Origin of the sequence: Pontibacter sp. SGAir0037 (genome assembly GCF_005491705.1) — a bacterium.
In the GTDB taxonomy this organism is placed as follows: Bacteria; Bacteroidota; Bacteroidia; order Cytophagales; family Hymenobacteraceae; genus Pontibacter.
Map to the genome: position 1 here is coordinate 1,349,463 of NZ_CP028092.1, position 22,133 is coordinate 1,371,595.

At 46.7% G+C, this 22,133-nt stretch carries 17 protein-coding genes; 9 read left to right on the top strand and 8 right to left on the bottom strand.

The genetic code is table 11. The features are described 5' to 3' along the window. Positions 1–42: 42 nt before the first annotated feature. Positions 43–645, bottom strand: coding sequence for an outer membrane beta-barrel protein (locus C1N53_RS05590; RefSeq protein ID WP_137758373.1), 603 nt, complete (start codon positions 643–645; stop codon positions 43–45). Between the two features lie 439 nt (positions 646–1,084). On the opposite strand from C1N53_RS05590, the gene C1N53_RS05595 reads away from it, so the two are divergent. The 5 genes from C1N53_RS05595 (at position 1,085) to C1N53_RS05615 (ending at position 8,089) form a co-directional block, all read left to right on the top strand. After that, a complete protein-coding gene (locus C1N53_RS05595) occupies positions 1,085–1,864 on the top strand; it encodes an SDR family oxidoreductase (RefSeq protein WP_137758374.1) in 780 nt (259 codons plus the stop codon). Between the two features lie 438 nt (positions 1,865–2,302). Beyond that, complete coding sequence (gyrA, locus tag C1N53_RS05600) at positions 2,303–4,879, top strand: DNA gyrase subunit A (protein WP_137758375.1); 2,577 nt, start codon at positions 2,303–2,305, stop codon at positions 4,877–4,879. A 65-nt stretch (positions 4,880–4,944) separates the two neighbouring features. Next, complete coding sequence (locus tag C1N53_RS05605; protein WP_137758376.1) at positions 4,945–6,078, top strand: lipopolysaccharide assembly protein LapB; 1,134 nt, start codon at positions 4,945–4,947, stop codon at positions 6,076–6,078. 525 nt (positions 6,079–6,603) lie between these two features. Beyond that, a complete protein-coding gene (locus C1N53_RS05610; RefSeq protein WP_137758377.1) occupies positions 6,604–7,314 on the top strand; it encodes a DUF421 domain-containing protein in 711 nt (236 codons plus the stop codon). A gap of 82 nt (positions 7,315–7,396) precedes the next feature. Next, positions 7,397–8,089, top strand: a complete 693-nt coding sequence (locus C1N53_RS05615; RefSeq protein ID WP_137758378.1) for a YetF domain-containing protein — start codon at positions 7,397–7,399, stop codon at positions 8,087–8,089. Positions 8,090–8,129: 40 nt separating this feature from the next. Here the strand turns inward: C1N53_RS05615 and C1N53_RS05620 are convergent, their stop codons facing one another. Then, the gene (locus tag C1N53_RS05620; RefSeq protein WP_137758379.1) at positions 8,130–9,308 is read right to left on the bottom strand and encodes a Gfo/Idh/MocA family protein; all 1,179 of its coding nucleotides are present in this window, start codon (positions 9,306–9,308) and stop codon (positions 8,130–8,132) included. Between the two features lie 184 nt (positions 9,309–9,492). Further along, positions 9,493–10,650 carry a zinc-dependent alcohol dehydrogenase gene (locus tag C1N53_RS05625; RefSeq protein WP_137758380.1) on the bottom strand — a complete coding sequence of 386 codons (1,158 nt, stop codon included), beginning with the start codon at positions 10,648–10,650 and terminating at the stop codon, positions 9,493–9,495. Positions 10,651–10,872: 222 nt separating this feature from the next. Between C1N53_RS05625 and C1N53_RS05630 the strand changes: the two genes are divergently transcribed. The 3 genes from C1N53_RS05630 to C1N53_RS05640 all read left to right on the top strand — a co-directional run bounded on the left by C1N53_RS05630 (position 10,873) and on the right by C1N53_RS05640 (position 15,377). Continuing rightward, complete coding sequence (locus C1N53_RS05630; protein ID WP_168193972.1) at positions 10,873–11,826, top strand: ribokinase; 954 nt, start codon at positions 10,873–10,875, stop codon at positions 11,824–11,826. After that, entirely contained in the window at positions 11,826–14,195 is a 2,370-nt protein-coding gene (locus C1N53_RS05635; protein WP_137758382.1) for a glycoside hydrolase family 65 protein, read from the top strand. Before C1N53_RS05630 ends, C1N53_RS05635 begins: the two co-directional genes overlap by 1 nt. 99 nt (positions 14,196–14,294) lie before the next feature. Next, the gene (locus C1N53_RS05640; RefSeq protein ID WP_137758383.1) at positions 14,295–15,377 is read left to right on the top strand and encodes an AI-2E family transporter; all 1,083 of its coding nucleotides are present in this window, start codon (positions 14,295–14,297) and stop codon (positions 15,375–15,377) included. Positions 15,378–15,403: 26 nt separating this feature from the next. On the opposite strand, the gene C1N53_RS05645 is transcribed toward C1N53_RS05640, so the two are convergent. Next, positions 15,404–17,170: an alpha-amylase family protein gene (locus C1N53_RS05645; RefSeq protein WP_137758384.1), complete on the bottom strand. Its 1,767-nt coding sequence runs from the start codon at positions 17,168–17,170 to the stop codon at positions 15,404–15,406. Between C1N53_RS05645 and C1N53_RS05650 the strand changes: the two genes are divergently transcribed. Then, the gene (locus C1N53_RS05650; RefSeq protein ID WP_240773401.1) at positions 17,148–19,085 is read left to right on the top strand and encodes a thiamine pyrophosphate-requiring protein; all 1,938 of its coding nucleotides are present in this window, start codon (positions 17,148–17,150) and stop codon (positions 19,083–19,085) included. The genes C1N53_RS05645 and C1N53_RS05650 overlap by 23 nt on opposite strands. A gap of 20 nt (positions 19,086–19,105) precedes the next feature. Here C1N53_RS05650 and C1N53_RS05655 read toward each other — a convergent pair whose 3' ends face one another. From C1N53_RS05655 to C1N53_RS05670, 4 genes are all read right to left on the bottom strand, one after another. Beyond that, positions 19,106–19,528 (bottom strand): BLUF domain-containing protein, encoded by a 423-nt coding sequence (locus tag C1N53_RS05655; RefSeq protein WP_137758385.1) that lies wholly within the window; start codon positions 19,526–19,528, stop codon positions 19,106–19,108. A gap of 255 nt (positions 19,529–19,783) precedes the next feature. After that, the gene (locus tag C1N53_RS05660) at positions 19,784–20,206 is read right to left on the bottom strand and encodes a phage holin family protein (protein WP_137758386.1); all 423 of its coding nucleotides are present in this window, start codon (positions 20,204–20,206) and stop codon (positions 19,784–19,786) included. 121 nt (positions 20,207–20,327) lie between these two features. Beyond that, complete coding sequence (gene msrA, locus C1N53_RS05665) at positions 20,328–20,993, bottom strand: peptide-methionine (S)-S-oxide reductase MsrA (protein WP_137758387.1); 666 nt, start codon at positions 20,991–20,993, stop codon at positions 20,328–20,330. A 107-nt stretch (positions 20,994–21,100) separates the two neighbouring features. Beyond that, complete coding sequence (locus C1N53_RS05670; protein WP_137758388.1) at positions 21,101–22,096, bottom strand: cation diffusion facilitator family transporter; 996 nt, start codon at positions 22,094–22,096, stop codon at positions 21,101–21,103. Positions 22,097–22,133: the final 37 nt, after the last annotated feature.

Below are 22,133 nucleotides of genomic sequence, written 5' to 3' on the forward strand. Positions count from 1 at the left end.
GAGCGGCTCTTTTGTTTGGCTGTATGTTACAAAGGCTGCATTTTACTGGTTGTTTCGGCCAGGCAGGTAAATCTGGAAACCAAGCCCTACGGCAAGCCCGGAAACACTGTTTCCTACAGAAATATCAGCGTTTGTTCTTGAATAGCCTAAAGTCGCTTCGAGAGCCACATTATCGGCCACAAAATGAGCATAGCCGGCTCGGATGCCAAGTACAGAAGAGAAGATAGCATCATCTTCACTGTCTTTCAGTGAACTGCCTGCAAATCCAACCAATGCCTCGCCAAACCACCTGTGTGTCGGTGCTGCGCCTTCCGGAAAATAGTAACGCACAAAAGGAGTCAGGCCATAGCTGAAAATCTCGCCCCCGTCGTAAATCTGCAGGCCTAACTGCGCCTCCGTACCAATGGCTGCATTGTCGCTGATGAAGTAACCGGCCCTGGGTTGAATATTGATTCTGAAATTATCGGATTTAAAGTTAAACCCGATATCGCCCACTTGTCCTCCAACCATCCAATTGCCTTGTTGCACAGCATCGCCTGCTACAGGCGCAGTTGTTTGTGGTCTTGGCAGATCATCTACAGTTTGAGCGGATAAGTGAAAAGTAATCGCTAGAAATAAAGCGGAAAGGATAGTTAATTTTTTCATAGTTATAAAATTTAGGTTCTTATGCAGCAAAAGTGCATGCTGAAAAATTGTACTATAATTTCTAACGACAGAAAAACAACTTTGTTTAGAAGCAGGAAAAAGACCAAAAATTGGAAAAAATCTAAAGTGTAGACAATAGCTTACAGAAGCAGGTTGATAACACAACCCGATAGTCAGTGAGTTTATTTTATTATAAGTATTTGTTTGTGAATGGCTTTAAAGTTTAATAAAGTGATGCGGCAGGCAAGGCAAAGTGTGCTTTTATGCAGAGATAGCGTTCGGTAAAAGAGTAATGAGTGCAAAAAGATGATTTGTGAAATTGTACTAAAAAGGTTAGTCGCTGTTCATATCAGTTCTTTAAAAGCATGTGTTGTTCAACGCATGCATCGGGAGGAATAACAAAAAAGACGTACTTTGTCTGAAAGTTGAAAAGATATCTATGGAAATGCATACACAAAGCAGGTGGACACTTGCAGGTAAAAAAGCGGTAGTTACAGGAGGATCGAAAGGAATAGGAGCAGCTATAGTTGCAGAATTTATTGGTTTGGGTGCAGAAGTGCTGGCTGTTGCCCGCCATACCGAGGATTTAACTTTGCTGCAGCAGCAACACGCGGAAAAGTTACATATATGCCAGGCCGATGTAAGCACACCCGAGGGGCGGCAAAAACTTGTGGCGCAGGTACTGGAGCAATGGGGGCAATTAGATATTCTGGTGAATAATGTCGGGACGAACATTCGCAAGCCTACTGCCGCCTATTCTGCCCAGGAATATGATTTTATCCTGAATACAAACCTGCGCTCAGCCTTTGAGCTTTGCCAGCAGTTTTACCCTTTGCTGAAGCAGGCCGATCAAGGAAATATCATTAACGTAACCTCTGTGGCTGGCTTAACCCACGTTAGAACAGGCGTGCTGTATGGCATGACAAAAGCAGCTATGGTGCAGCTAACACGCAACCTGGCAGCTGAGTGGGCCGCAGACAATATTCGCGTTAATGCCGTGGCTCCCTGGTACATCAGCACGCCACTGGCTCAAACAGTGCTTCAGCAGGAAGCCTATTACGAGGCCGTGATAAGTCGCACACCCATGAAACAGATCGGAAAACCGGAAGATGTAGCTGCTGCAGCGGCCTTTCTGAGTATGCCGGCGGCTGCCTACATAACCGGGCAGTGCGTCGCAGTTGATGGCGGATTTACGATCAATGGCTTTCAGCCTGAATAAGTAGCAGGTCTGCAATACAGCGCTGGCTACAATCTTAGCCTGAAAAGCTAGTAATTTAGAGTTTAAATGTGTACTTTTGTGTACTAAAGACGGGGAGCGCCAGGTATTATCTGAGGCGCTTTTCTTAATTTAAACTGCATGGCGATAAACCGAGTGTTATTAAGAATAAGTTTAGCGATACTTCTTCTGTCAGCTTTCTCCTGTAAGCCAAGATGCCCTATTTCTTCCTGCAAGGTGCGTATGGTGCATGCACATGATGGCAGAGACTACAGAGGGCAGCCACTCCTTAAAAAGCAGAACCCGAGAATTGGGGAAAAGCTTCCGAAGCAAACGAAAGATTAAAAATTACCCTTTTTATAGTAGTACTTAAACAGCAGCGCAGCACAAACTGCCTGTTATAATTAAAACGATCAACCCTTTATTATTTAGACCTTAAACATGAACGAAGGCGAAAGAATAATACCGATCAACATTGAAGACGAGATGCGTGGAGCATACATCGATTATTCAATGTCTGTTATCATTTCAAGAGCCTTACCTGATGTTCGAGACGGCCTGAAGCCTGTACACCGCCGTGTACTCTACGGTATGTCCGAACTGGGGGTATCTTATAACAAAGCTTATAAAAAATCAGCCAGGATAGTAGGAGAGGTATTAGGTAAATACCACCCGCACGGCGACTCCTCCGTTTACGAAACAATGGTTCGTATGGCACAGGAATGGTCGCTTCGTTACCCGCTGGTAGATGGCCAGGGAAACTATGGCTCCATAGACGGCGACTCACCGGCAGCGATGCGTTATACGGAAGCGCGTTTGAAGCGAATAGCCGACGAACTGCTGGCTGATCTTGAAAAAAATACCGTGGACTTTGTGCCGAACTTCGACGACTCTTTAAAAGAGCCTTCAGTTCTTCCTGCCAAATTCCCGAACCTGCTTGTGAACGGAACTTCCGGTATTGCGGTAGGTATGGCTACTAACATGGCCCCTCATAACCTGACCGAAATTATCAATGGTGTAATTGCTTATATTGATGACCGTGAGATTACCATTGCGGATTTGATGCAATATATAAAAGCACCCGATTTCCCGACTGGGGGTATCATCTATGGTTTTGATGGAGTGAAATCTGCTTTTGAAACAGGCAGAGGCCGTGTGCTGATGCGTGGCCGCGCCAGCTTCGAAACAACAGCATCCGGTAAGGAGCAGATTATTGTTACGGAAATTCCTTACATGGTAAACAAGGCGACGCTGATTGAGAAAACAGCGGCCCTGATCAACGAGAAAAAAATTGAAGGCATTTCTGACCTTCGGGATGAGTCTGACCGGGACGGCCTGCGCATTGTGTACGACCTGAAGCGGGATGCTATTCCGAATGTTGTTCTGAACAACCTGTATAAGTATACTGCTTTACAATCTTCTTTCGGGGTTAACAATGTGGCGCTAGTGAATGGCCGCCCGATGACCCTGAACCTGAAAGAGCTTATCCATTACTTTGTAGAGCACCGGCATGAGGTGGTTATCCGCAGAACACAGTACGAACTGGACGAAGCGAAGAAGCGTGCTCACATTTTAGAAGGTTTGCTCATTGCCCTGGATAACCTGGACGAAGTAATTAGCCTGATCCGTTCTTCGCGTGATCCTGAAATTGCCCGCAGCGGCTTGATGGAACGCTTTAACCTGACTGAAATTCAGGCACGGGCTATCCTGGATATGCGTCTGCAACGCCTGACTGGCCTGGAACGCGACAAAATTGTGGCCGAGTACGAAGAGATCATGAAAACCATTAATTACCTGACAGAAGTATTGGCTAACGAAGGCCTGCGCATGCAGATAATTAAGGATGAACTGACCGACATCAGAGCCCGCTACGGTGATGAAAGGCGTACTTCTATTGAGGCTTCGACAGGCGATATATCTTATGAAGATATGATACCGGAAGAGAACATGGTCATTACGTTGTCTCATGAAGGTTATATCAAACGAACTTCTTTAAGCGAATACCGTAGCCAGAGCCGTGGTGGCGTAGGTTCACGAGGTGTGGCAGCTTCTAAGGAAAGCGACTTTACAGAGCACGTGTTCATTGCCAATACGCACCACCACATGATGTTCTTTACAGAATTTGGCCGTGTGTTCTGGATGAAAGTATATGAAATTCCGGAAGGAGGGAAGACTACCAAAGGACGTGCTATACAGAACCTCATCAATATAGAGAAAGATGACAAGGTACGTGCCGTACTGAATGTGCGCGATCTGAAGAACCAGGACTTTGTGTTAAACCATAACCTGGTATTCTGTACAGAGCAGGGTACAATTAAGAAGACAGTACTGGAAGCTTATTCCCGCCCAAGAACGAATGGTATTAATGCGATCACAATCAACGAAGGCGACCGACTGCTAGATGTGCAGCTGACAACTGGCAACAGCGAAATTATTATTGCGCTGGAGTCGGGGAGAGCTATCCGCTTTAACGAAACCCAGGTTCGACCAATGGGACGCAACGCAGCTGGTGTGAGAGGCGTAACACTTGCCGGACCAGACGATAAAGTTGTTGGTATGGTTTGTGTAGAGAGTGAAAGCACCGAACTGCTTGTAGTTTCTGAAAACGGTTATGGCAAGCGTTCGCTGCTGGACGAGTACCGCATCACCAACCGTGGTGGTAAAGGTGTTAAAACTTTGAACGTTACAGATAAAACCGGCAAACTGGTGGCTATCAAAGGTGTGGTTGATGGGGATGATCTCATGATCATTAACCGTTCCGGCATTACCATCAGGCTCCGTGTGTCTGATATCAGGGTGATAGGCCGTGCAACACAGGGTGTTCGACTTATAAAACTGAATGAGGGAGATCAGATTTCTTCTGTAGCTAAAATTGAGAAAGAAGATGAAGAAGAAATCGTGATGGAAGAGCTTGTGCTGATGGAATCTGAGCCGGAGCCGGAAGAAACACTCAATCCGGAAGATAAGATCGATCCGGAAGCATTGGAAGATGTAGACACAGAAGACACAGAATTATAATTCTACTGGGAATTAAATTGGACTTTAAAAACGTTAACTAACCATAAACTATTTCTAAGACAAATATGAAAAAGTTACTTTTAACAGCCTTGGCAGCCGCAAGTATACAAGCTGCTTCCGCTCAGAACTCTGCTGTTAATACTGCTACCCTTAATCATAAGAACGGTACTTTAGACAAGGCAAAGACTGAGATCGACAAAGCTATTGAACACCCTAAAACCAAGGATAAAGCTAAAACCTGGTTCATGCACGGTATTATTTACCAGGACATGATCGGTAATCCTGTTTATGGTAAAATGACGGATGACAAAACACCGGAAGTGGTGCTTAACTCATTTAACAAGACGGTTGAAATTGACGGTAAAAACGGTGAGTTCGGAAAGCAGGTTCCTGAGCGCCTGAACTTACTATATGGTCAGGTGTTAAACCAGGCAGTTGAATTTCACAACACGCAGGATTGGGACAATGCGATTAAAAAGTATGAACTGGCCAGCAAAATTAATCCAACTGATACAACCGCAGTGCTTTATGCTGCTTATGCCTCTATTGGAAAAGAAGAGCCTGCTTCGGCTATCAAATACTATGATCAGCTGATTAACATGGGGCATAAGACCCAGAATGTATACCGTACGAAGGTGCAATTACTGCAGCAAACGGAAGCTTCTGACGACAAAGTCATGGCTGCACTTGCTGAAGGGTTAAAAGAGCATCCGAACGATGTATACCTGATGCAGGAAGAGTTAAGATATTACCTACAGGCTGACCGTGGTGATGAAGCAATGGCTAAACTACAAAATGCGATTACTGCAGACCCGAACAATGCCAGCTTACATGCTGTAATGGGTAACTTATTAGAGCGCAAAAAAGATCTGGATGGTGCAACTGCCAGCTACAAAAAAGCTTTGGCAATTGATCCGAACAGCTTTGATGCTAACTATAACTTAGCTGTATTGGAGTACAACAGAGGCAGTGAAGTGAATAACAAAGCTGCTAAAATGGACTACAAAACGTATCAGAAACAAGGTAAAGCCTTAGAAGAGCAAGCTAAAAAGCATTTTGCAGCATCTTTACCATATTTCGAAAAAGCACACCAGATTCAGCCAGACGATCAAGCCACACTGCAGAACCTGAACCGTGTGTACACCAGGTTAAACCGTACTCAAGATGCTGAAAGAATCAGCAAACTGATGGGCAACTAAGAATCTATAATTCTGGATCAAAAAGCCTCTGAAGCAACAGCTTCAGAGGCTTTTTGATTTTAGGGGCAAACACAGCCATCTTTTCTACGATCAGTAAAATCATTCAGAAGTATCACAAGGTGAGATAAACTGTAAGGCAGGACAGGCTACAGGTTTTCACATTGAAGCGCCTCCTGAAATAATGTACTTAACATAATATAAATTATAAGACTTATAATATGCGATTAAAATCATCTTTAATAAGTGTCACTAATAATATACTTTATGTTAAATAGGATTTCATATTTCAACTTACTTCTAAATTTTAATGATTTATAATATTTTGAATAGTTCTGCCTGATTTGATAATTATTTAGAACAAAGGTCTAGTCTCTACTAATGAAAATTATGCTGTTTAACTCTATATGTATTTGCACAGGTACATTAAGTATTAAACCAACAAACGTTTGGTATTGAAGCGCCGTAATACATGTGCTGGTAAAAAGATGATGTTTTAGTGCTAAGGCAACATCTTGCATATTAAATATGAAAAAAGAAGATATTCATTTATCCGACTGGAAGCGCATATTGATTGGTGACGCCCCCTGGGAATTTACAATAGAGGTTTTTATACGAACACTGGTAATATTTTTACTGCTTGTTATCGTTTTGCGTTTACTCGGTAAACGGATGAGTGCACAGCTTACCCTAACCGAAATGGCCATTATGTTAGTGCTGGGTGCCATTGTTTCTGTTCCTATGCAGATTCCTGAACGAGGTATAATTCCTACTGTTTTAGCTCTCTTTTTTACCCTGTTGTTTCAAAGAGGCTGGAATTACCTGGCTTTTAAAAACCAAAAGATCGAGTTTTTAACGCAAGGCAAAGAAAGCCTTGTGGTAAAAGACGGGCGGCTACTACTGGATGAAATGCAAAAGTCTTCTACCACACGTGAGCAGCTTTTCTCAGAATTAAGGCGAATGGATGTGCAACATCTTGGACAGGTAAAACGGGTGTATCAGGAAGCCTACGGCATGTTTAGTCTTTACAAAAAGGCAGATCCTTGTATTGGCCTCAGTATACTGCCGGAACAGGATAAAAAGCTGTGGGATGAGGAGAAAAAGATTGAAGGACATTTTGCCTGTTTCCGTTGTGGGCATACTGTCGAGAGTGATAACAAGCCTGATCAGGAGTGTAAGTTTTGTGGTGCTAACAGATGGGTAGAAACCATTGGAAAATTAGAGGAAGAAACAACCTAGCCCTAAGTTAACTTTAAACCTTTAGCTGTCGCTAGTTTAAGCAGTTCGGCTATAGGCAGCATAATAAAATCTTAGAAAGTATATGGGAGCAGATGATGTTGACGTAACGGATATAATGCGGATTATCCTGGGCGATATACCCTGGATATTTTTAGTTGAAGTTGTCATCAGGATCTTTTTTGTGTACCTGTTGCTGATGGTGTCGATGCGCCTGATGGGTAAGCGCATGGCCAATACGATGAGCAGCGTGGAAATTGCTGCTTTGGTTTCTATGGCAGCCGCAATAGGTGTTCCGGTGCTGGCGCCTGAGCGGGGTTTACTGCCGGCTGTTATCATCGCTTTAATTGTTGTTGCTGTTCACCGCCTTATTGCCCATTATTCTTATAAAAAGCAAAAATTCGAAACGCTGGCACAGGGAGATTTAAGTGTACTGGTTGAAGACGGCCAGCTTTTACTTGATGTCATGAAACTTAACCGGATAACCCGCGAGAGGCTTTTTGCAGAATTCAGAAGCTTGGGCCTCACTAATTTAGGCCGTATCAGGAGGTCCTATCTGGAAGCCAGTGGTAATTTTACAACCATGATTTATGAAGAAGAAAAACCTGGGCTTTCCATTATACCACGCTGGGATGAAGAGTTTCTGGAAGAGCAACCAAAAGCTGAAAATATCTATGCTTGTGGTAGCTGTGGCGTACTGACAAAGGACGCTAAACGAACTGAATTTGAATGCCCGGATTGTGGTCATCAAGACTGGCTCGATGCTATTATAACGTAAGCCCCCTTCCCTATTGTTTTAGTCTTACAAATTAACTTTTCTACAAAATCATTATCCTTTTGCCACCGCTTCGGGCTGATGCATAAATTGCTTCCAGAATTTTCATGTCCCGCAGACCCATTTCACCGGGCACAATAGACTCCTGGTTGCTGGCAAAGCGCTGAGCCTGCCCGTCCATCTGGAGCGCCTGCTCATATACATCCGGGAAGTCCATTTTGCCCTCGCTGGTCTCCCCTTTCTTCCCCTCGTATGCATATACCGGATCAACTTTCCACCAGCCGTTCTCCGCCTTTCCAGAAAGCAGGTTCTCTTCTTCGGCATAACTGCTTCTGCACGTGGCAATAACGCCATCCTCAAACTCCATCTGCCAACTGATCGACTGTTCCACGCCGTTGTTAAAGTATTCCTGGTTGGTTACCTCTCCGAACGTGGCTGTAACAGCCGCAGGTGCCTTTCCTAAAGTATAGCAGGCGCCCTGTACACAATATATCCCGACATCCATCAAAGGTCCCCCACCCGATAGTTCTTTGTCCAGTCGCCACACATCCGGGCTGTCCTTGGTCATGTCCTGGCTGTTAGCGGCTTCTATGCTTTGTACCTTACCATAAACCTGTTGCTGACCCAGCTCCATAACGCGCTTGTTAAATGGCTCGTAATGCAGGCGGTAACCAATGGCCAGCTTTACATTGTTCTCCCTGCAGGCATCGAGCATACGCTGTGCATCTGCCACGGTGGTTGCCATAGGCTTTTCACAAATCACATGTTTTTTGGCTTTAGCTGCTCGTATCGTATACTCGGCGTGCATGCTGTTCGGCAGGACAATGTATACAATGTCTATGTCCGGGTTGTCTGCTATCTGATCGAACGTTTCGTAATTGTAAATATTCTTGTCCGGAATACTGTACTTCGATTTCCATTCTTCCGCTTTAGATGGTGTACCGGTTACAATACCAGCCAGGTAGCAATGTGCTGTTTCCTGTAGTGCCGGTGCCAACTGTTCTGTGCTATACTGCCCCAGTCCTACCAGTGCTATACCTAATTTCCGGCTGTTGGCCGCCGCCTGTATTTCCTCCGTACTCTGCTCGTCGGTTTTACCGCCTGACTGGCAGGAACTCAACGAGAGCAACGGAAGGCCAAAGGCAGTACTGCCTAACACAAAAGAAAAGCCTTTGATAAATCTTCTTCTGTCTGAAGCACTATGATGAATGTTGTTTTTCATGAGCAAGGAAGCTGAGGATGTTACAAATGATTTAGATGCTTTACAGGTACTAATAAATTGGCTGGATTATTGGCATATGTATGAGGCTTCAAACTGCGTTCTGCAACTTCTCAGAAACCAGCAGCCCCTTTAAACTTAAAATGGCATTTACTTAAAAGGGCTGTTGGCTTCAAGAGAATTTACTTTATGGCTTCAGCACTACCTTTACACAATCATCTTCCTTGTTATTGAAGATTTTATAAGCATGCGGGGCTTCGGACAAGGGAAGTTTGTGTGTGATTATATCATCCAGTACAACCTTGCCGTCTTCCACCAGTTTCAGCAGCGTGTCGATGTAAGCCTGCACAGGAGCCTGTCCGGCGCGCATAATCAAGCCTTTGTCGAAGAACTGGCCGAGCGGGAACTTATCGTAGTAGGAGCCATAAACACCCACTACAGAAACAACGCCTCCTCTTCGCACGGCGCTAAAACAGTTTTCCAGCACATTAGTCGTACCAGCCTGCAAGCGTATCGTGTTAAGGGCCTTTTCAAGGATAGTGCGATCCGCTTCCATACCCACGGCATCAATACACACATCGGCACCTCTTCCCTGTGTCATGTCCCGGACAAGTTGTATAACATCTTGCTCTGCAGCATTGATCACTTCAGAATTCGCAGATTCCTGAGCCTTCTTCAGGCGGTATGGCTGAATATCTACGCCTATTACTCTGCCAGCTCCTTTTAGCCAGGCCGACTTCTGTGCCATAATACCTACAGGACCGCATCCGAATACTACCACAGTTTCTCCACCTTTAAGATTGGCCCAGTCTACGGCAATGTAACCTGTCGGAAAAATATCGGTTAGGAACAGTGCCTGCTCGTCTGTCAGCATATCAGGCACTTTGCGTGGACCTACATCGGCAAAAGGCACTCTAACGTACTCAGCCTGTCCGCCGGCATAGCCGCCATACAGGTTGGTGTAGCCAAACAAGGCGGCGCCTTTCTGATCTAGCAAGGCTCCTTCCGGGCCGTAGTGTTTCTCGTTCGAGTTCTCGCAATGCGGGTAAAGGTCGTGCTGGCAAAAGAAGCACTGCCCGCAACTGATCGGAAAGGGCACTACCACCCTGTCTCCTTTTTTCAGGTTTGTAATGGCCTTACCTGTTTCTACTACTTCCCCCATAAACTCATGGCCAACAATCAGGTTTTCTATCTGCGGAATCTTCCCGTTGTAAATATGCAGGTCGGAGCCGCAAATGGCGGTGCTGGTTACCTTCAGTATAATATCCCGCGCATCCTCTATACCCGGATCCGGCACATTGTCCACCTTCATTACTTTAGGCATGTGAAATCGTACTGCTTTCATAGTTCTATTTTGTGTTTATATGATCAATTGTACTTAGAAACGGTTCAGTAGCTACTTTGTTAAGAAACGGTTTAAAAAAACAGAGGAAAATTAATATAAATGTATTGCTTAGTCGCCTGTATTCACACATCTCTAATAAAACCAAAAGAACTTCGTAGCATCCGGATAAGCTGTTTACCGTATGCAGTAGGGCAATTCTGCAGGAGTGTAAAAAAATATCTGATGACACAAGGCATTATTCTTTCGCTTGGCAGCGTAAACGCAGATTTTCAGGTACGTGTAGACAAAAAGCCGGGCACTACCACCACTATGCTGGGGCACGACTTCCTGCGGCTAAGTGGTGGCAAGGCGGCTAACGTAGCTTATCTGGCACGCAAGTTAGGGGTTCAGGCTTCTTTGATCGCTCACGTGGGGAAAGACGATTTACAGGAACAGGCACTTGGCTCGCTACAGGAAATGGGGGTTGAACTACGCTATGTACGTGCTCTCGAACAGGAGACAACAGGCGTTTCGATGATAGCCGTTCCCGAAGACGGTAAGAAGCAGATCATCCTGGCTGCCAATGCCAACGATGTGTGGCAGCACGAAGATGGCGATGAAGTTGAAAAAGCAATTCATCAGGCTCCGGAGGGCTCTGTACTTGTAGTGGATTATGAAATTGCGCCCTTTATCGTAGAAAGAGCTATTGTGGTTGCTCATAAAAAAGGGTTTTTAGTGCTGTTAGATCCCTCTCCTGCCGACCGGGTAAACCAAGAGCTATATCCCCAGATAAATTACATGGTGCCCGATGCCTCCGAAACAGAAGACCTGACTGGTATAAAACCAGACACAGTATCTCGTGCAAAGGAGGCGGCCCTGCGTTTGGTCGAACTGGGGATAGCCCATGCAGTTGTAAAAATGGAAGATGGTGGCTGCGTGGCTGCCACACAGGAAGAAATACTGCATATACCTGCCATTCAGGTAGAAGTGGTGGATGCCACCGGAGCTGGAGATGCCTTTGCAGGGGCGCTTGCCGTTGCCTTATTGGAGAAGCGCCCGCTAAAGGAAGCGGCTTGTTTTGCCTCGGCTGCCTCCCAGGCCGCGGTAACAGGCTATGGCTCACAACCGGCATACCCTGATCGGGAAGGTATCGGATTCTACTACAAGCAATTAATCACCCAAACAAAAAAGCTTTAATGGAGACGGCAAGAGCTGAAGATGGTGCCTGGGTTATTCAGTTTGACCATTACGACCCGGAAGATGAGGGGAGGCGTGAATCTTTGCTGGCAATCGGAAACGGATGCATTGTTTCCAGGGCCGCTGCGCCAGAGTCGGGCGATGATAAAATTCATTATCCGGGCACTTACCGGGTTGGCTGCTACAACGAGCTGACAAGCCATATACAGGGGCAGGAGGTAAAGAATGAATCGATGGTGAACCTGCCGAACTGGCTCCCGCTTTCTTTTCGTGTGGAGCAGGGTCCCTGGTTTTCGCTGGAGGATGTAACGATTCTGTCTTACAGGCAAACGCTGCACCTGCAGAAAAGTCTGCTAAGTCGCACGGTGTATTTCAGCGATCAGCAGGGCCGGCGTACCCTGCTCCGGGAACGGCGTTTCATCAGCATGGCCCAGCCGCACCTGATGTGCCTATCCCTGGAAATAACGGCAGAAAACTGGTCGGGAAACCTCGAAATACGGACTGGCCTCGACGGCCACATCACCAACAACAAAGTACCGCGCTATGCTCCTTATAACCGGCATCACCTGGAAATACAGCAGACAGGCAGTTGGGCCGACAATAACCTGGAACTGATCGCCCGCACGGTACAATCCGATTTTACCATGGCTTTTACGGCACGAACACAGGTAAAAGTAAATGGTGCCGCCCTGACTGGAATTGCTTCAGTAAAACCTGAAAAGGAAAAGATTTTCAGTACGATGCAGGTGTTTCTGCAGAAAGGCGACAAAGTGAACATAGAGAAAATTGCAGCGCTTTATACTTCCATCAACATGCCTGCCGGGGAGTGTCGGCAGGCGGCACGCGAAGCGCTGCTTGCCGCTCCCGACTTCAATACACTGCTTACAGCCCACGAAGCAGCCTGGCAGCAACTCTGGCACCGTTGCCAGCTAACGATGGACAATCAGGAACAGCTCCTTCTGTTTCGCCTGCACATATTCCATATCCTGCAGAACCTCTCGCCTTACACTGCTGAGATGGATGCCGGTGTACCTCCAAGCGGCTGGCAGGGCGAAGAATATCATGGCCAGGTTTTCTGGGATGAGGTGTTTATCTTCCCGTTCCTGATTTTTCATTTTCCTGAGTCGGCCCGGTCGCTGCTGCATTACCGCTACCGCCGCCTGCATGCAGCCCGGCAACTGGCTGCTCAACATGGATTCGCGGGTGCTATGTATCCCTGGCGCAGCGCCAGCGATGGCGAGGAAGAAACCCCGCCTTTCCAGCTGAACCCGCTCTCAGGTCGCTGGATGCACGACTATACGTTCCTGCAGCGCCACGTGGGGGCTATCATCGCCTACAACATCTGGTACTATGTGCAGATAACCAACGACCTTGCCTTTCTGGCTGATTGTGGTGCGGAGCTTTTCCTGGAGATTGCCCGCTTCTGGGCCAGCATAGCTACCTACAACAAACACCTGGACCGCTACGAAATTCATGGCGTAGTGGGTCCTGACGAATACCATACAGCCTATCAGCATGCGGATAAGCCAGGGATCAGCAACAATAGCTACACCAACCTAATGGCTGTCTGGACGCTTTCTCACGCCGGAGCATTGCTGCAACTCCTGCCCGAGCAAGCGCAGCAAGAACTACTGGAGAAGCTGAAACTGACACCCGATGAACTGGAACAATGGGATACCATCAGCCGGAAGATGCGGTTTGTATTTAACAGCGATGGCACGCTCTCCCAATTCGAAGGCTTTGAAGAGCTGCAAAAATTTGACCTGTACACCTTACGGCAAAAGCACGGAACAGAGCGGCTCGACTGGGTACTGGAAAGCACGCACGACTCGGTGCAGCATTACCAGATTTCCAAACAAGCCGATACCCCTGTGTTGCTGTACCTTTTCAGGCCTGAAGAACTTACCGCCCTGTTTCGTCGCAATGGCTATGAGGTGAAGGAAGACCTGCTCCACCGGACGCTGGAACACCATCTTGCCCATACGGCGCACGAATCCACGCTCTCCAAAGTTGTGTTCGCAGGAGCTTTCGCGGCCTTTGATCCCGCTGTTTCCTGGACGTTTTTTAAGGAAACGCAACAGGTAGATATATCATCGGAAGATAAAGGAACGGCTGAGGGCATTCATATGGCTGCTATGGGCGGTACACTGGCTGTGCTGCAACACCATTACCTGGGCTGGCAGGTACAGGACGGTAAACTGGAGATGCATCCTGATTTGCCGCAGGCCTTGGGCCGTGTATACTTTTCACTTCAGTTTCGAAATAAGGAACTCCTGTGCCAGGCAGAGCGCGCTTCCGGTGCATGGGAAAAACCGCCTGTACTGCCCGAAGAGGTTGCTTCAAAAGAAAGTTCTGAATCCAGCATCTAAAAAGAGCTATACCAGTATAGTACCCTTGTATGATTTACATCGGCCTGGCAAAGCTGCTTCTGTAACCCTGGAAAAGATTGTATGACCTGATCCTGAACTATGAAAAACATCTCCATTTACCGTGTTAATGCAGTATTGCTCCTGGGTATTCTCACAGTGGTAGCTCTCTACTATGGAAAGCCGTTCTTTATACCGCTGTTCTTTGCCATAGCGCTTTCGATGCTCATGGTGCCTGTGAGCAATTGGCTGGAGGCAAGAGGCGTGGGACGTATATGGGCTACACTGTTGTGTATTCTTATCATCCTGCTGTTTATAGCCGGCATTATCCTGGTCATTTCGTTGCAGGCAGCCAGCTTTTCAAAAGACCTGCCCCAGATACAGCAACAGCTACAGCAAACCCTGGATAACCTGCAGGATTGGATACAGCAAAAGTACGGCGTGGCCCCGGAACAACAGGTACAGTTTGCCAAAGAGCAAATATCGAAAATTTCACAGTCGGCCAATCAGTTTTTAACTTCAGTGGTAGGCGGATTCTTCGGATTGCTTACTTCGTTTGCGCTGGTGATCCTCTATTTCTTTTTCCTGATGTGGAAACGCGAAACTTACGAGCAGTTTTTCCTGAGAGTGTTCTCTAGCGAAAGCAAACCTGCCACCCGGGAAACCCTGCAACAAATAACGAAAGTATCGGGGCAGTACCTGATCGGGCGGCTAATTTCCATGATCTTTCTGGCAGTTTGCTATGGGATTGGTTTCTCCATACTTGGGCTTAAGAATGCGCTGCTTATCAGTATTATCGCTGTACTGCCAACGCTTGTTCCTTATGTGGGGGCTTTTGTTGGTGGTGCTTTCCCCATACTGATGGCGTTTGTAAGTGGTTCTACCGGCATGATTTTACCCGTTATAATCATCCTGGTTGCTGCTCAGGTAATCGATAATAATATCATAGAGCCTTTGGTAATGGGTAATAAACTGAATATTAAGCCTATTATGACCATATTTGCCATTGTGCTCGGGGAACTGATCTGGGGCATACCGGGCATGATTTTGTTTGAACCTTTATTTGCTGTTATCCGGATTGTCTGTGCCCATGTGCCCAAGCTGCACCCTTATAGTTTTCTAATAGAGGATGACCAGGACGAAATGAAGTGGCTTGAAAAAGTAAAGAGCGTGTTGCGGAAATAATACCACAAGCTTCAACTCTCTGTTGCTTATTTGATATCATGCAAAGGCAGCATCCCTCCTATTCTGTACCAGCGGTAACCATAGCCTTCTACTTGTGTTTTTACCTGGCCTTTATCATCAGCCTGCAGTGTTTCCGGTTGCAACAGGTTCTCCAGCCTGTTTTTTGCAGTAGCACCAGAGGAAAAGCTAACCTGTTGTGGCGTTTCACTGAAGTTTTGTAGCAGCACTACATGATTCCCTTTAAAGGCATATTGCATGGCCAGCACATAGGGCGAACCCGTTTCCAGTATCTGCCAGTCGCCCCAGCCTATTTCTGGGCACAGCTTCCGGACGCGGATAAGATTGGCTGTCCAGTTAAGAAAAGAACCCGGCTCCCGCAGTTGCGCCTCTACATTTACCTGCTGGTAGGCGAACTCTCCTTTGTCGATAACGGGGTTTTCAAGCGGTTGGTCTGAGGTAGAAAATCCGGCATGTTTGCCTGCAGACCATTGCATAGGAGTACGTACCGCCTCTCTTTCCTTCAGGCTCAGGTCGTCTCCCATCGCAATTTCATCGCCGTAGCGGATAACAGGAGTGCCGGGCAGGGAGAACATCAGGCTGTAGGCCAGTTCCAGTTGCTTGCGATTATGAAGCATGGGAGCCAGTCTGCGCCGGATGCCCCTCTCATACAACTGCATGTTTTTCTGGGGCCCGAATTCCTGGTATACCTTGTTTCGTTGTTTCTCTGTAAGTCTGCCCAGGTCCAGCTCGTCGTGGTTGCGCAGGAAGTTTCCCCATTGTGCGGTGGGCGGAATATCGCGAGTACCTTCCAGGGCTTTTTTCAGAGGCTTCAGTTCTTTTGAAGCCAGGGTGTAAAACAGGTGCTGGTTCACATAGAAATTAAACATCATCTGGATGCCGTTTCCTTCCTCTCCAAAGTACCGCTGGTTTTCATCAGGCAACACATTGGCCTCTCCTAAAATAATAGCATTCCCGTTTCTGAATTGCGTAAAACGCCTGATGCTGCTGATCTGCTCAAAATAATGGATTGGTTTCTCCCGATCAGACCTGGGGTCTTCTATGATGAAGGGCACGGCATCCAGTCGGAATCCGTCTACGCCTTGTTGCAGCCAGAAACCAATAATTCGCTCTGCCTCGCGCTGCACTGCCGGGTTCTGATAGTTCAGGTCTGGCTGAAATTTGTAGAACCGATGCGAGTAGTATGCGCCCGCTTTTTCATCATAGCTCCAGGTTGCCTCCTGTACACCCGGAAAAACCATTCCTTTGTTCCAGTCTTTGGGCCTGTCTTTCGACCATACATACCAGTCGCGGAAGCGGGAGTTGGGGTTTTGCCTAGCCTCCTGAAACCACGGATGCTGATCGGAAGTATGGTTCAGCACTAAATCCGTTATCACACGCATCCCCCGTTTCCTGGCCTGATACATAAACTCAGCAAAGTCGCCTGGTGTGCCAAGTTTAGGATTTACCCCATAGTAATCGCTTATGTCGTACCCATTGTCCAACTTCGGAGAAGGCTGAAAGGGAGCCAGCCACAGCACATCCACCCCCAGCAGCTGCAGGTAATCCAACTGCTGGGTAAGACCGTTGAAATCGCCTGTTCCGTCACCGTCTGAGTCTTTGAAGGCATCTATATCGACACTGTAAATAATGCTGTTCTTATACCAGAGGCTCTCTACCTGTTGCGGTGTGGCCAGCCTTTTAGTTGAAGAAGCATTTTTTTGTGCAAGTGATTCCGGAGTAGCCTGAAAGATTAAAAAAAAGCTCAGGGCAGTGGCTGCTAATTGTCTTTTCATGGAGGGTGCTTGTGCTGTACGCTTAGCTAACGAAGCAGGTGCAGGCGAAGGTTACGCTCCCGGCAAAGGCTATCCTGTAATCATGCGCAACCCGAACCCGATTCTCAGGTATACTTATGCAGGTAACCTGAGCACTATGAACAAGACAGTAAGCGATTTTCTGATAAGCAGGCTGACGGCCTGGGGTGTAATCCGTATTTTCGGGTATCCGGGCGATGGCATCAATGGCATTATGGGAGCTTTAAACCGGGCGGAGGGCAAGATAGATTTCATCCAGACACGCCACGAGGAAATGGCTTCTCTGATGGCCTGTGCCCATGCCAAGTTTGCCAAACAGGTGGGAGTTTGCCTGGCTACCTCTGGTCCTGGAGCCATTCACTTGCTAAACGGTTTATACGATGCAAAGCTTGATCATCAGCCGGTGGTTGCCATTGTCGGTCAGAAAGCCATGACGGCACTGGGCGGGAACAGCCAGCAGGAAGTAGATCTGATGTCTTTGTTCAAAGATGTTGCCTCCGAGTATATTCAGATGGCAGTTGATCCGTCTCAGATCCGCCACCTCATCGACAGGGCCTTCCGGATCGCAATTTCACAGCGTACGGTTACCTGTATTATCATCCCGAACGATCTGCAGATTGAAACATATGAGGAGCCGCCGCATGAGCATCAGAATGTTCATTCGGGCATCGGGTATTCGGCACCACGTGTAATTCCGCAGCAAGAAGATTTGCAACGTGCTGCCGAATTGTTAAATGCTGGCAAAAGAGTAGCCGTGCTGGTAGGTGCCGGAGCTTTACATGCAGCCGAAGAAGTAAAACAGGTAGCCGATGTACTGGGTGCAGGTGTAGCCAAAGCGTTCTTAGGCAAGGCGGCATTAGCAGATGATTTGCCTTTTGTAACAGGGGCCATTGGTTTGTTCGGCACAAATGCCTCCCACGAAATGATGCGTAGCTGTGATACCCTGCTTATGATTGGCTCCAGCTTTCCCTACGCCGAATTTTTGCCGGAAGAAGGAAAAGCGAAAGGTATACAGATTGAACTGGATGGCCGCATGCAAAGCATCCGGTACCCGATGGATGTAAACTTATCAGGTGACAGTGCAGAAACTTTGCGTGCCTTGCTGCCTCTTCTGGAAAGAAAAGCAGACCGGAGCTGGCAGCAGGAAATTGAAAAAAATGTAAAGAACTGGTGGAACCTGATAAGTAAATGGGCGCAAAGAGAAGCTAACCCGCTCAACCCGCGTCTCCTGTTCGAAGAGCTGTCGCCGAGGCTGCCTGATAATTGCATCTTAACCTCGGATTCAGGCTCTTCTTCCAGCTGGACGGCCCAGCACATTCGCATTCGGGAAGGCATGCAGTTCTCTGTTTCAGGCACACTCGCGACCATGGGTTGTGCTGTGCCGTATGCTATTGCCGCTAAGTTTGCTCACCCCGATCGTGCAGTTTTTGCTTTTGTAGGCGATGGTGCCATGCAGATGGGCGGAAACAACGAACTCTTAACTGTTCAGAAGTACTGGAAGCAGTGGCAAAGCCCTACATTAATTGTACTAGTGCTCAATAACCGCGACCTCAACTTTGTAACCTGGGAGCAACGCCTGATGCAGGGTGAGCCAAAGTTTAAGGAGTCGCAGGAAATACCCGACTTTAACTATGCCCGCTACGCCGAATCGCTTGGCTTTATCGGAATAAGGGTCGAAAGCCCGGAGCAGGTGGCAGCTGCCTGGGAAAAGGCTTTAAGTGCCGATCGGCCGGTTGTAATAGATGCAGTTACCGATCCGGAGATACTCACCTTTACGCCTGAAGTAGCCAAGGATTTTGCTGAAAAACTGGCGAAGGCAATAGAACAGGGCGACGAAGCGGCCATGGAGCACCTGGAAGACCCGTTGCGGAAAGCCGTTCAGCAAAAACTGGAATAGACTGGTTTTTGTCAGAAGTGCTACCTGATGTTATCAGCAGCAAATATTTTGAGTAAGGTGATAGCGTCCTGCTCCTGTTGCTGCAACTCCTGGTTCAGGAACGTGCGCTGCTGCAAATCTACAAAGCCGGCAAATCTGGTAAATTCAGAAGCGGCTATGGTTTTAAAGCCCATCGACCAGTCGGGGAAATTACGCTTTTTGAGTGGCTGGTTGAGCATTTCTATAATGCCCCTGTGCCGGTAGTCATACTTTATTCTGTTAAAGGTGTTAAACAGCGCCTGCTTCTCTCCTTCCAGCACTTGTATAAAGTTTCCATCACTGTATAAGAGGATTCCGGTTATCCCATTCTTGCTGTTGTTTTCTCTCGACTTTTGTAAGATGTGTGCTAATTGTTCATCATTCATCTCCTCGACTGCCGAACTCAAATATACCAAATGATGCATTTTACCAGAAGCTACGGTTAATAAGTTGTTTAAAGTAAAAAAGTTAAAAGCGATTGCCTGAAATTAGGTGTGGTAACAATTGTAAAGGTAGCTAAAAGGTAAAGTTAAACAAAGTAAACAGATGGTTACTGCCATACTTTGGTGGTTAAAACAGCCAGTTAAACAAAACTGCCTGTACTTATTGCACAGGCAGTTTTGTTTAACTGGTTTAAAATCTGGGCCGAAAGCAATAACGGCCAATTCAGAATCATAGCTCTACTTTAATAGAGCATTGTTAGATGCCAGCAACTGTTCTGTCTGCAGTTTAGCGGTATCCAGTCTCGCATAGTCATCTCTGTTATCGCCCCTGGCCCAGTTCACAAGCGCAAGTGCTATAGCTACGGCAATGGCAATGATAAGTGCTGGCAGAAACCCATCTACTTTAAAATTGCTGACCAGCTTATCTACCAGTTTAAGCATTAAAGCTGTTACAATCAAACCAACTATAGATTCCAGTAAGAAGAAAGTTACCAGGTTTAACACACCGCCTAAAATCCAGCCTATTGTTGCCGTAAAAATAGCTGTTAGGAAAGCCACCCATAAAGCGGTCCAGAAGCTTTTTACATGTACACTTGGCATCAGGTAAGCCAGCAGCACAATTACACCTGCCGTAACTAATAAGTTAATAATAAAATTCATAGTTTTTATGTAGTTAGGTTAAACGTTCTAATTCCCCTAACATACGTGGCGTTAAACAAAAATGATAGGTTTAGCTCAGAATTAACCTGTATAGACCTATTCCTGCACGGCCGGCAGCCTGCTAGTTTTTCAGCTTGTCCTTAAACTTCTGTTCAAACTTATCCATTTTAGGCTCTGCCACTCGTTGCATGTACACATTATCCGGGTTCTGGCGGTAGAAATCCTGGTGGTAATCTTCGGCTTCGTAGAAAGCTTTAAGAGGCTCTACTTTGGTTACTACTTTCTTCAGAAACCCACTTGCACTTTCCAGGCTGCTGATGTATTGTTCCGCCTGTTGCTTTTGCTCCTGGTTGTGGTAAAAGATGGCAGAGCGGTATTGTTCCCCGACATCGGGGCCCTGCCTGTTTAAGGTGGTTGGGTCGTGGGTGGCAAAGAACACCTCCAGCAGGTCTTGGTATGTCAGCAACTGTGGATCGTAGTAGATCTGCACACATTCTGCATGGCCGGTAGTACCTGCGCTTACTTGCTGATAAGTCGGGTTTTTTACGTGTCCGCCTGCGTATCCCGAAACTACTTTCTTAACACCTTTCAGCCTTTCAAAAAATGCTTCGGTACACCAGAAGCAGCCTCCTGCAAAGGTTGCTTTCTCTAATTTTGCAGAATCTGCAATAGCCTCGTCTAAAGAGGCAGAAGCCTGCGTTGGTGCTTTTTCTCCAGTGGATGCTTCGGAGCAGGATACCAGCCAGAACAGCTGTGGCAGCATCAGCCATATAATTCTATGTAGCATAATTTTAGTTTAAGTCGCCTTATGTTTATTCCGGATCAATCATGAATCCGGTTTTAAAGAACTTATTGGTTCACAAAAAGTTTTAGATTATTCGGTTACAAGCTATGCTATACACCATGCTTTTTATCAGCTATCACTTTTTCGAACTCCCATTTAACACGCTGCTTAAAGTCCTGGCGGCGATTGTTGCAATCAGGCTTTTCGCATACCGTACAGGAAGGTGCAATACAAGGGTCTGTATGAATAAACAATTCTATACTTGGATCGATCTTTTCTCTTACCAGTTTGCCTACAGCCTCTACTTCGTCGTGCGCCTGCAAAACGTTCAGGTACCAGGGCACAGTCAGGTGGCAGTCGATGTGCAGGGTAGCGCCATACTTAATCACCCGGAGGTTATGTATATCAATCCAGTTTTCACGCCTGTTTTCATTCAGCACATCAACAATTTCTTTTAGGAGCTCATAATCGGCTTCATCCATAATGCCAGCCAAAGAAGATCGTACAATACGGTAGCCGGTGTAGCAGATAACCAGGCCAAAAACAATCGCCACGACACTATCCAGCCAGACCTGCCCGGTCAGGTAAATGAGCAGCAAACCTGCTAATATACCTGCAGTGGAATACGCATCAGATTTCAGGTGCTTCCCTCCTGCCACCAGCACCATTGATTTATTCTGCTGCCCTTTCTTAACGATCAAATAGCCTGTACCGAAATTAATCAGGCCGGCAACAGCTGTGAGTATGATACCTGCATCAAGCTGTTGGAGCTCTACTGGGGAAAACAGGTTGTAGAAAGACTTAACAATAATAATGGTTCCGGCAATTAAAATAAGTGAACCTTCGAGCGAGGCAGCCAGAAATTCTATTTTACCATGCCCGTACGGATGGTTAATGTCGCGTGGACGAGCCGACAAGATCAGACTGTACAGTGACACCGAACCTGCCACCACATTGATGATAGACTCCAGCGCATCGGTCAGAATAGCGTTGGAGTTGGTGTAAAAGTAAGCGACAAACTTCGTTATGAGCAGCAGCAAGCCAATCAAAACCACATATAACTGTAGCCTTATATTCTCCCGAAGATTTTTTATGATGTGGAGCATGTAATGTTCAGGAACAGTTTTTTCTGCACCTGGTTTT

Bases quoted from the DNA above. Each gene is read 5' to 3' on its own strand.
- C1N53_RS05625 (WP_137758380.1), bottom strand. From the start codon at position 10,650: ATGAAAGCAGTACGATTTCACATGCCTAAAGTAATGAAGGTGGACAAT.
- C1N53_RS05660 (WP_137758386.1), bottom strand. From the start codon at position 20,206: ATGAATTTTATTATTAACTTATTAGTTACGGCAGGTGTAATTGTGCTG.
- C1N53_RS05640 (WP_137758383.1), top strand. From the start codon at position 14,295: ATGAAAAACATCTCCATTTACCGTGTTAATGCAGTATTGCTCCTGGGT.
- C1N53_RS05610 (WP_137758377.1), top strand. From the start codon at position 6,604: ATGAAAAAAGAAGATATTCATTTATCCGACTGGAAGCGCATATTGATT.
- C1N53_RS05635 (WP_137758382.1), top strand. From the start codon at position 11,826: ATGGAGACGGCAAGAGCTGAAGATGGTGCCTGGGTTATTCAGTTTGAC.
- C1N53_RS05590 (WP_137758373.1), bottom strand. From the start codon at position 645: ATGAAAAAATTAACTATCCTTTCCGCTTTATTTCTAGCGATTACTTTT.
- C1N53_RS05670 (WP_137758388.1), bottom strand. From the start codon at position 22,096: ATGCTCCACATCATAAAAAATCTTCGGGAGAATATAAGGCTACAGTTA.
- C1N53_RS05605 (WP_137758376.1), top strand. From the start codon at position 4,945: ATGAAAAAGTTACTTTTAACAGCCTTGGCAGCCGCAAGTATACAAGCT.
- C1N53_RS05615 (WP_137758378.1), top strand. From the start codon at position 7,397: ATGGGAGCAGATGATGTTGACGTAACGGATATAATGCGGATTATCCTG.
- C1N53_RS05630 (WP_168193972.1), top strand. From the start codon at position 10,873: ATGACACAAGGCATTATTCTTTCGCTTGGCAGCGTAAACGCAGATTTT.
- C1N53_RS05620 (WP_137758379.1), bottom strand. From the start codon at position 9,308: ATGAAAAACAACATTCATCATAGTGCTTCAGACAGAAGAAGATTTATC.
- C1N53_RS05645 (WP_137758384.1), bottom strand. From the start codon at position 17,170: ATGAAAAGACAATTAGCAGCCACTGCCCTGAGCTTTTTTTTAATCTTT.
- C1N53_RS05595 (WP_137758374.1), top strand. From the start codon at position 1,085: ATGGAAATGCATACACAAAGCAGGTGGACACTTGCAGGTAAAAAAGCG.
- gyrA (WP_137758375.1), top strand. From the start codon at position 2,303: ATGAACGAAGGCGAAAGAATAATACCGATCAACATTGAAGACGAGATG.
- msrA (WP_137758387.1), bottom strand. From the start codon at position 20,993: ATGCTACATAGAATTATATGGCTGATGCTGCCACAGCTGTTCTGGCTG.
- C1N53_RS05655 (WP_137758385.1), bottom strand. From the start codon at position 19,528: ATGCATCATTTGGTATATTTGAGTTCGGCAGTCGAGGAGATGAATGAT.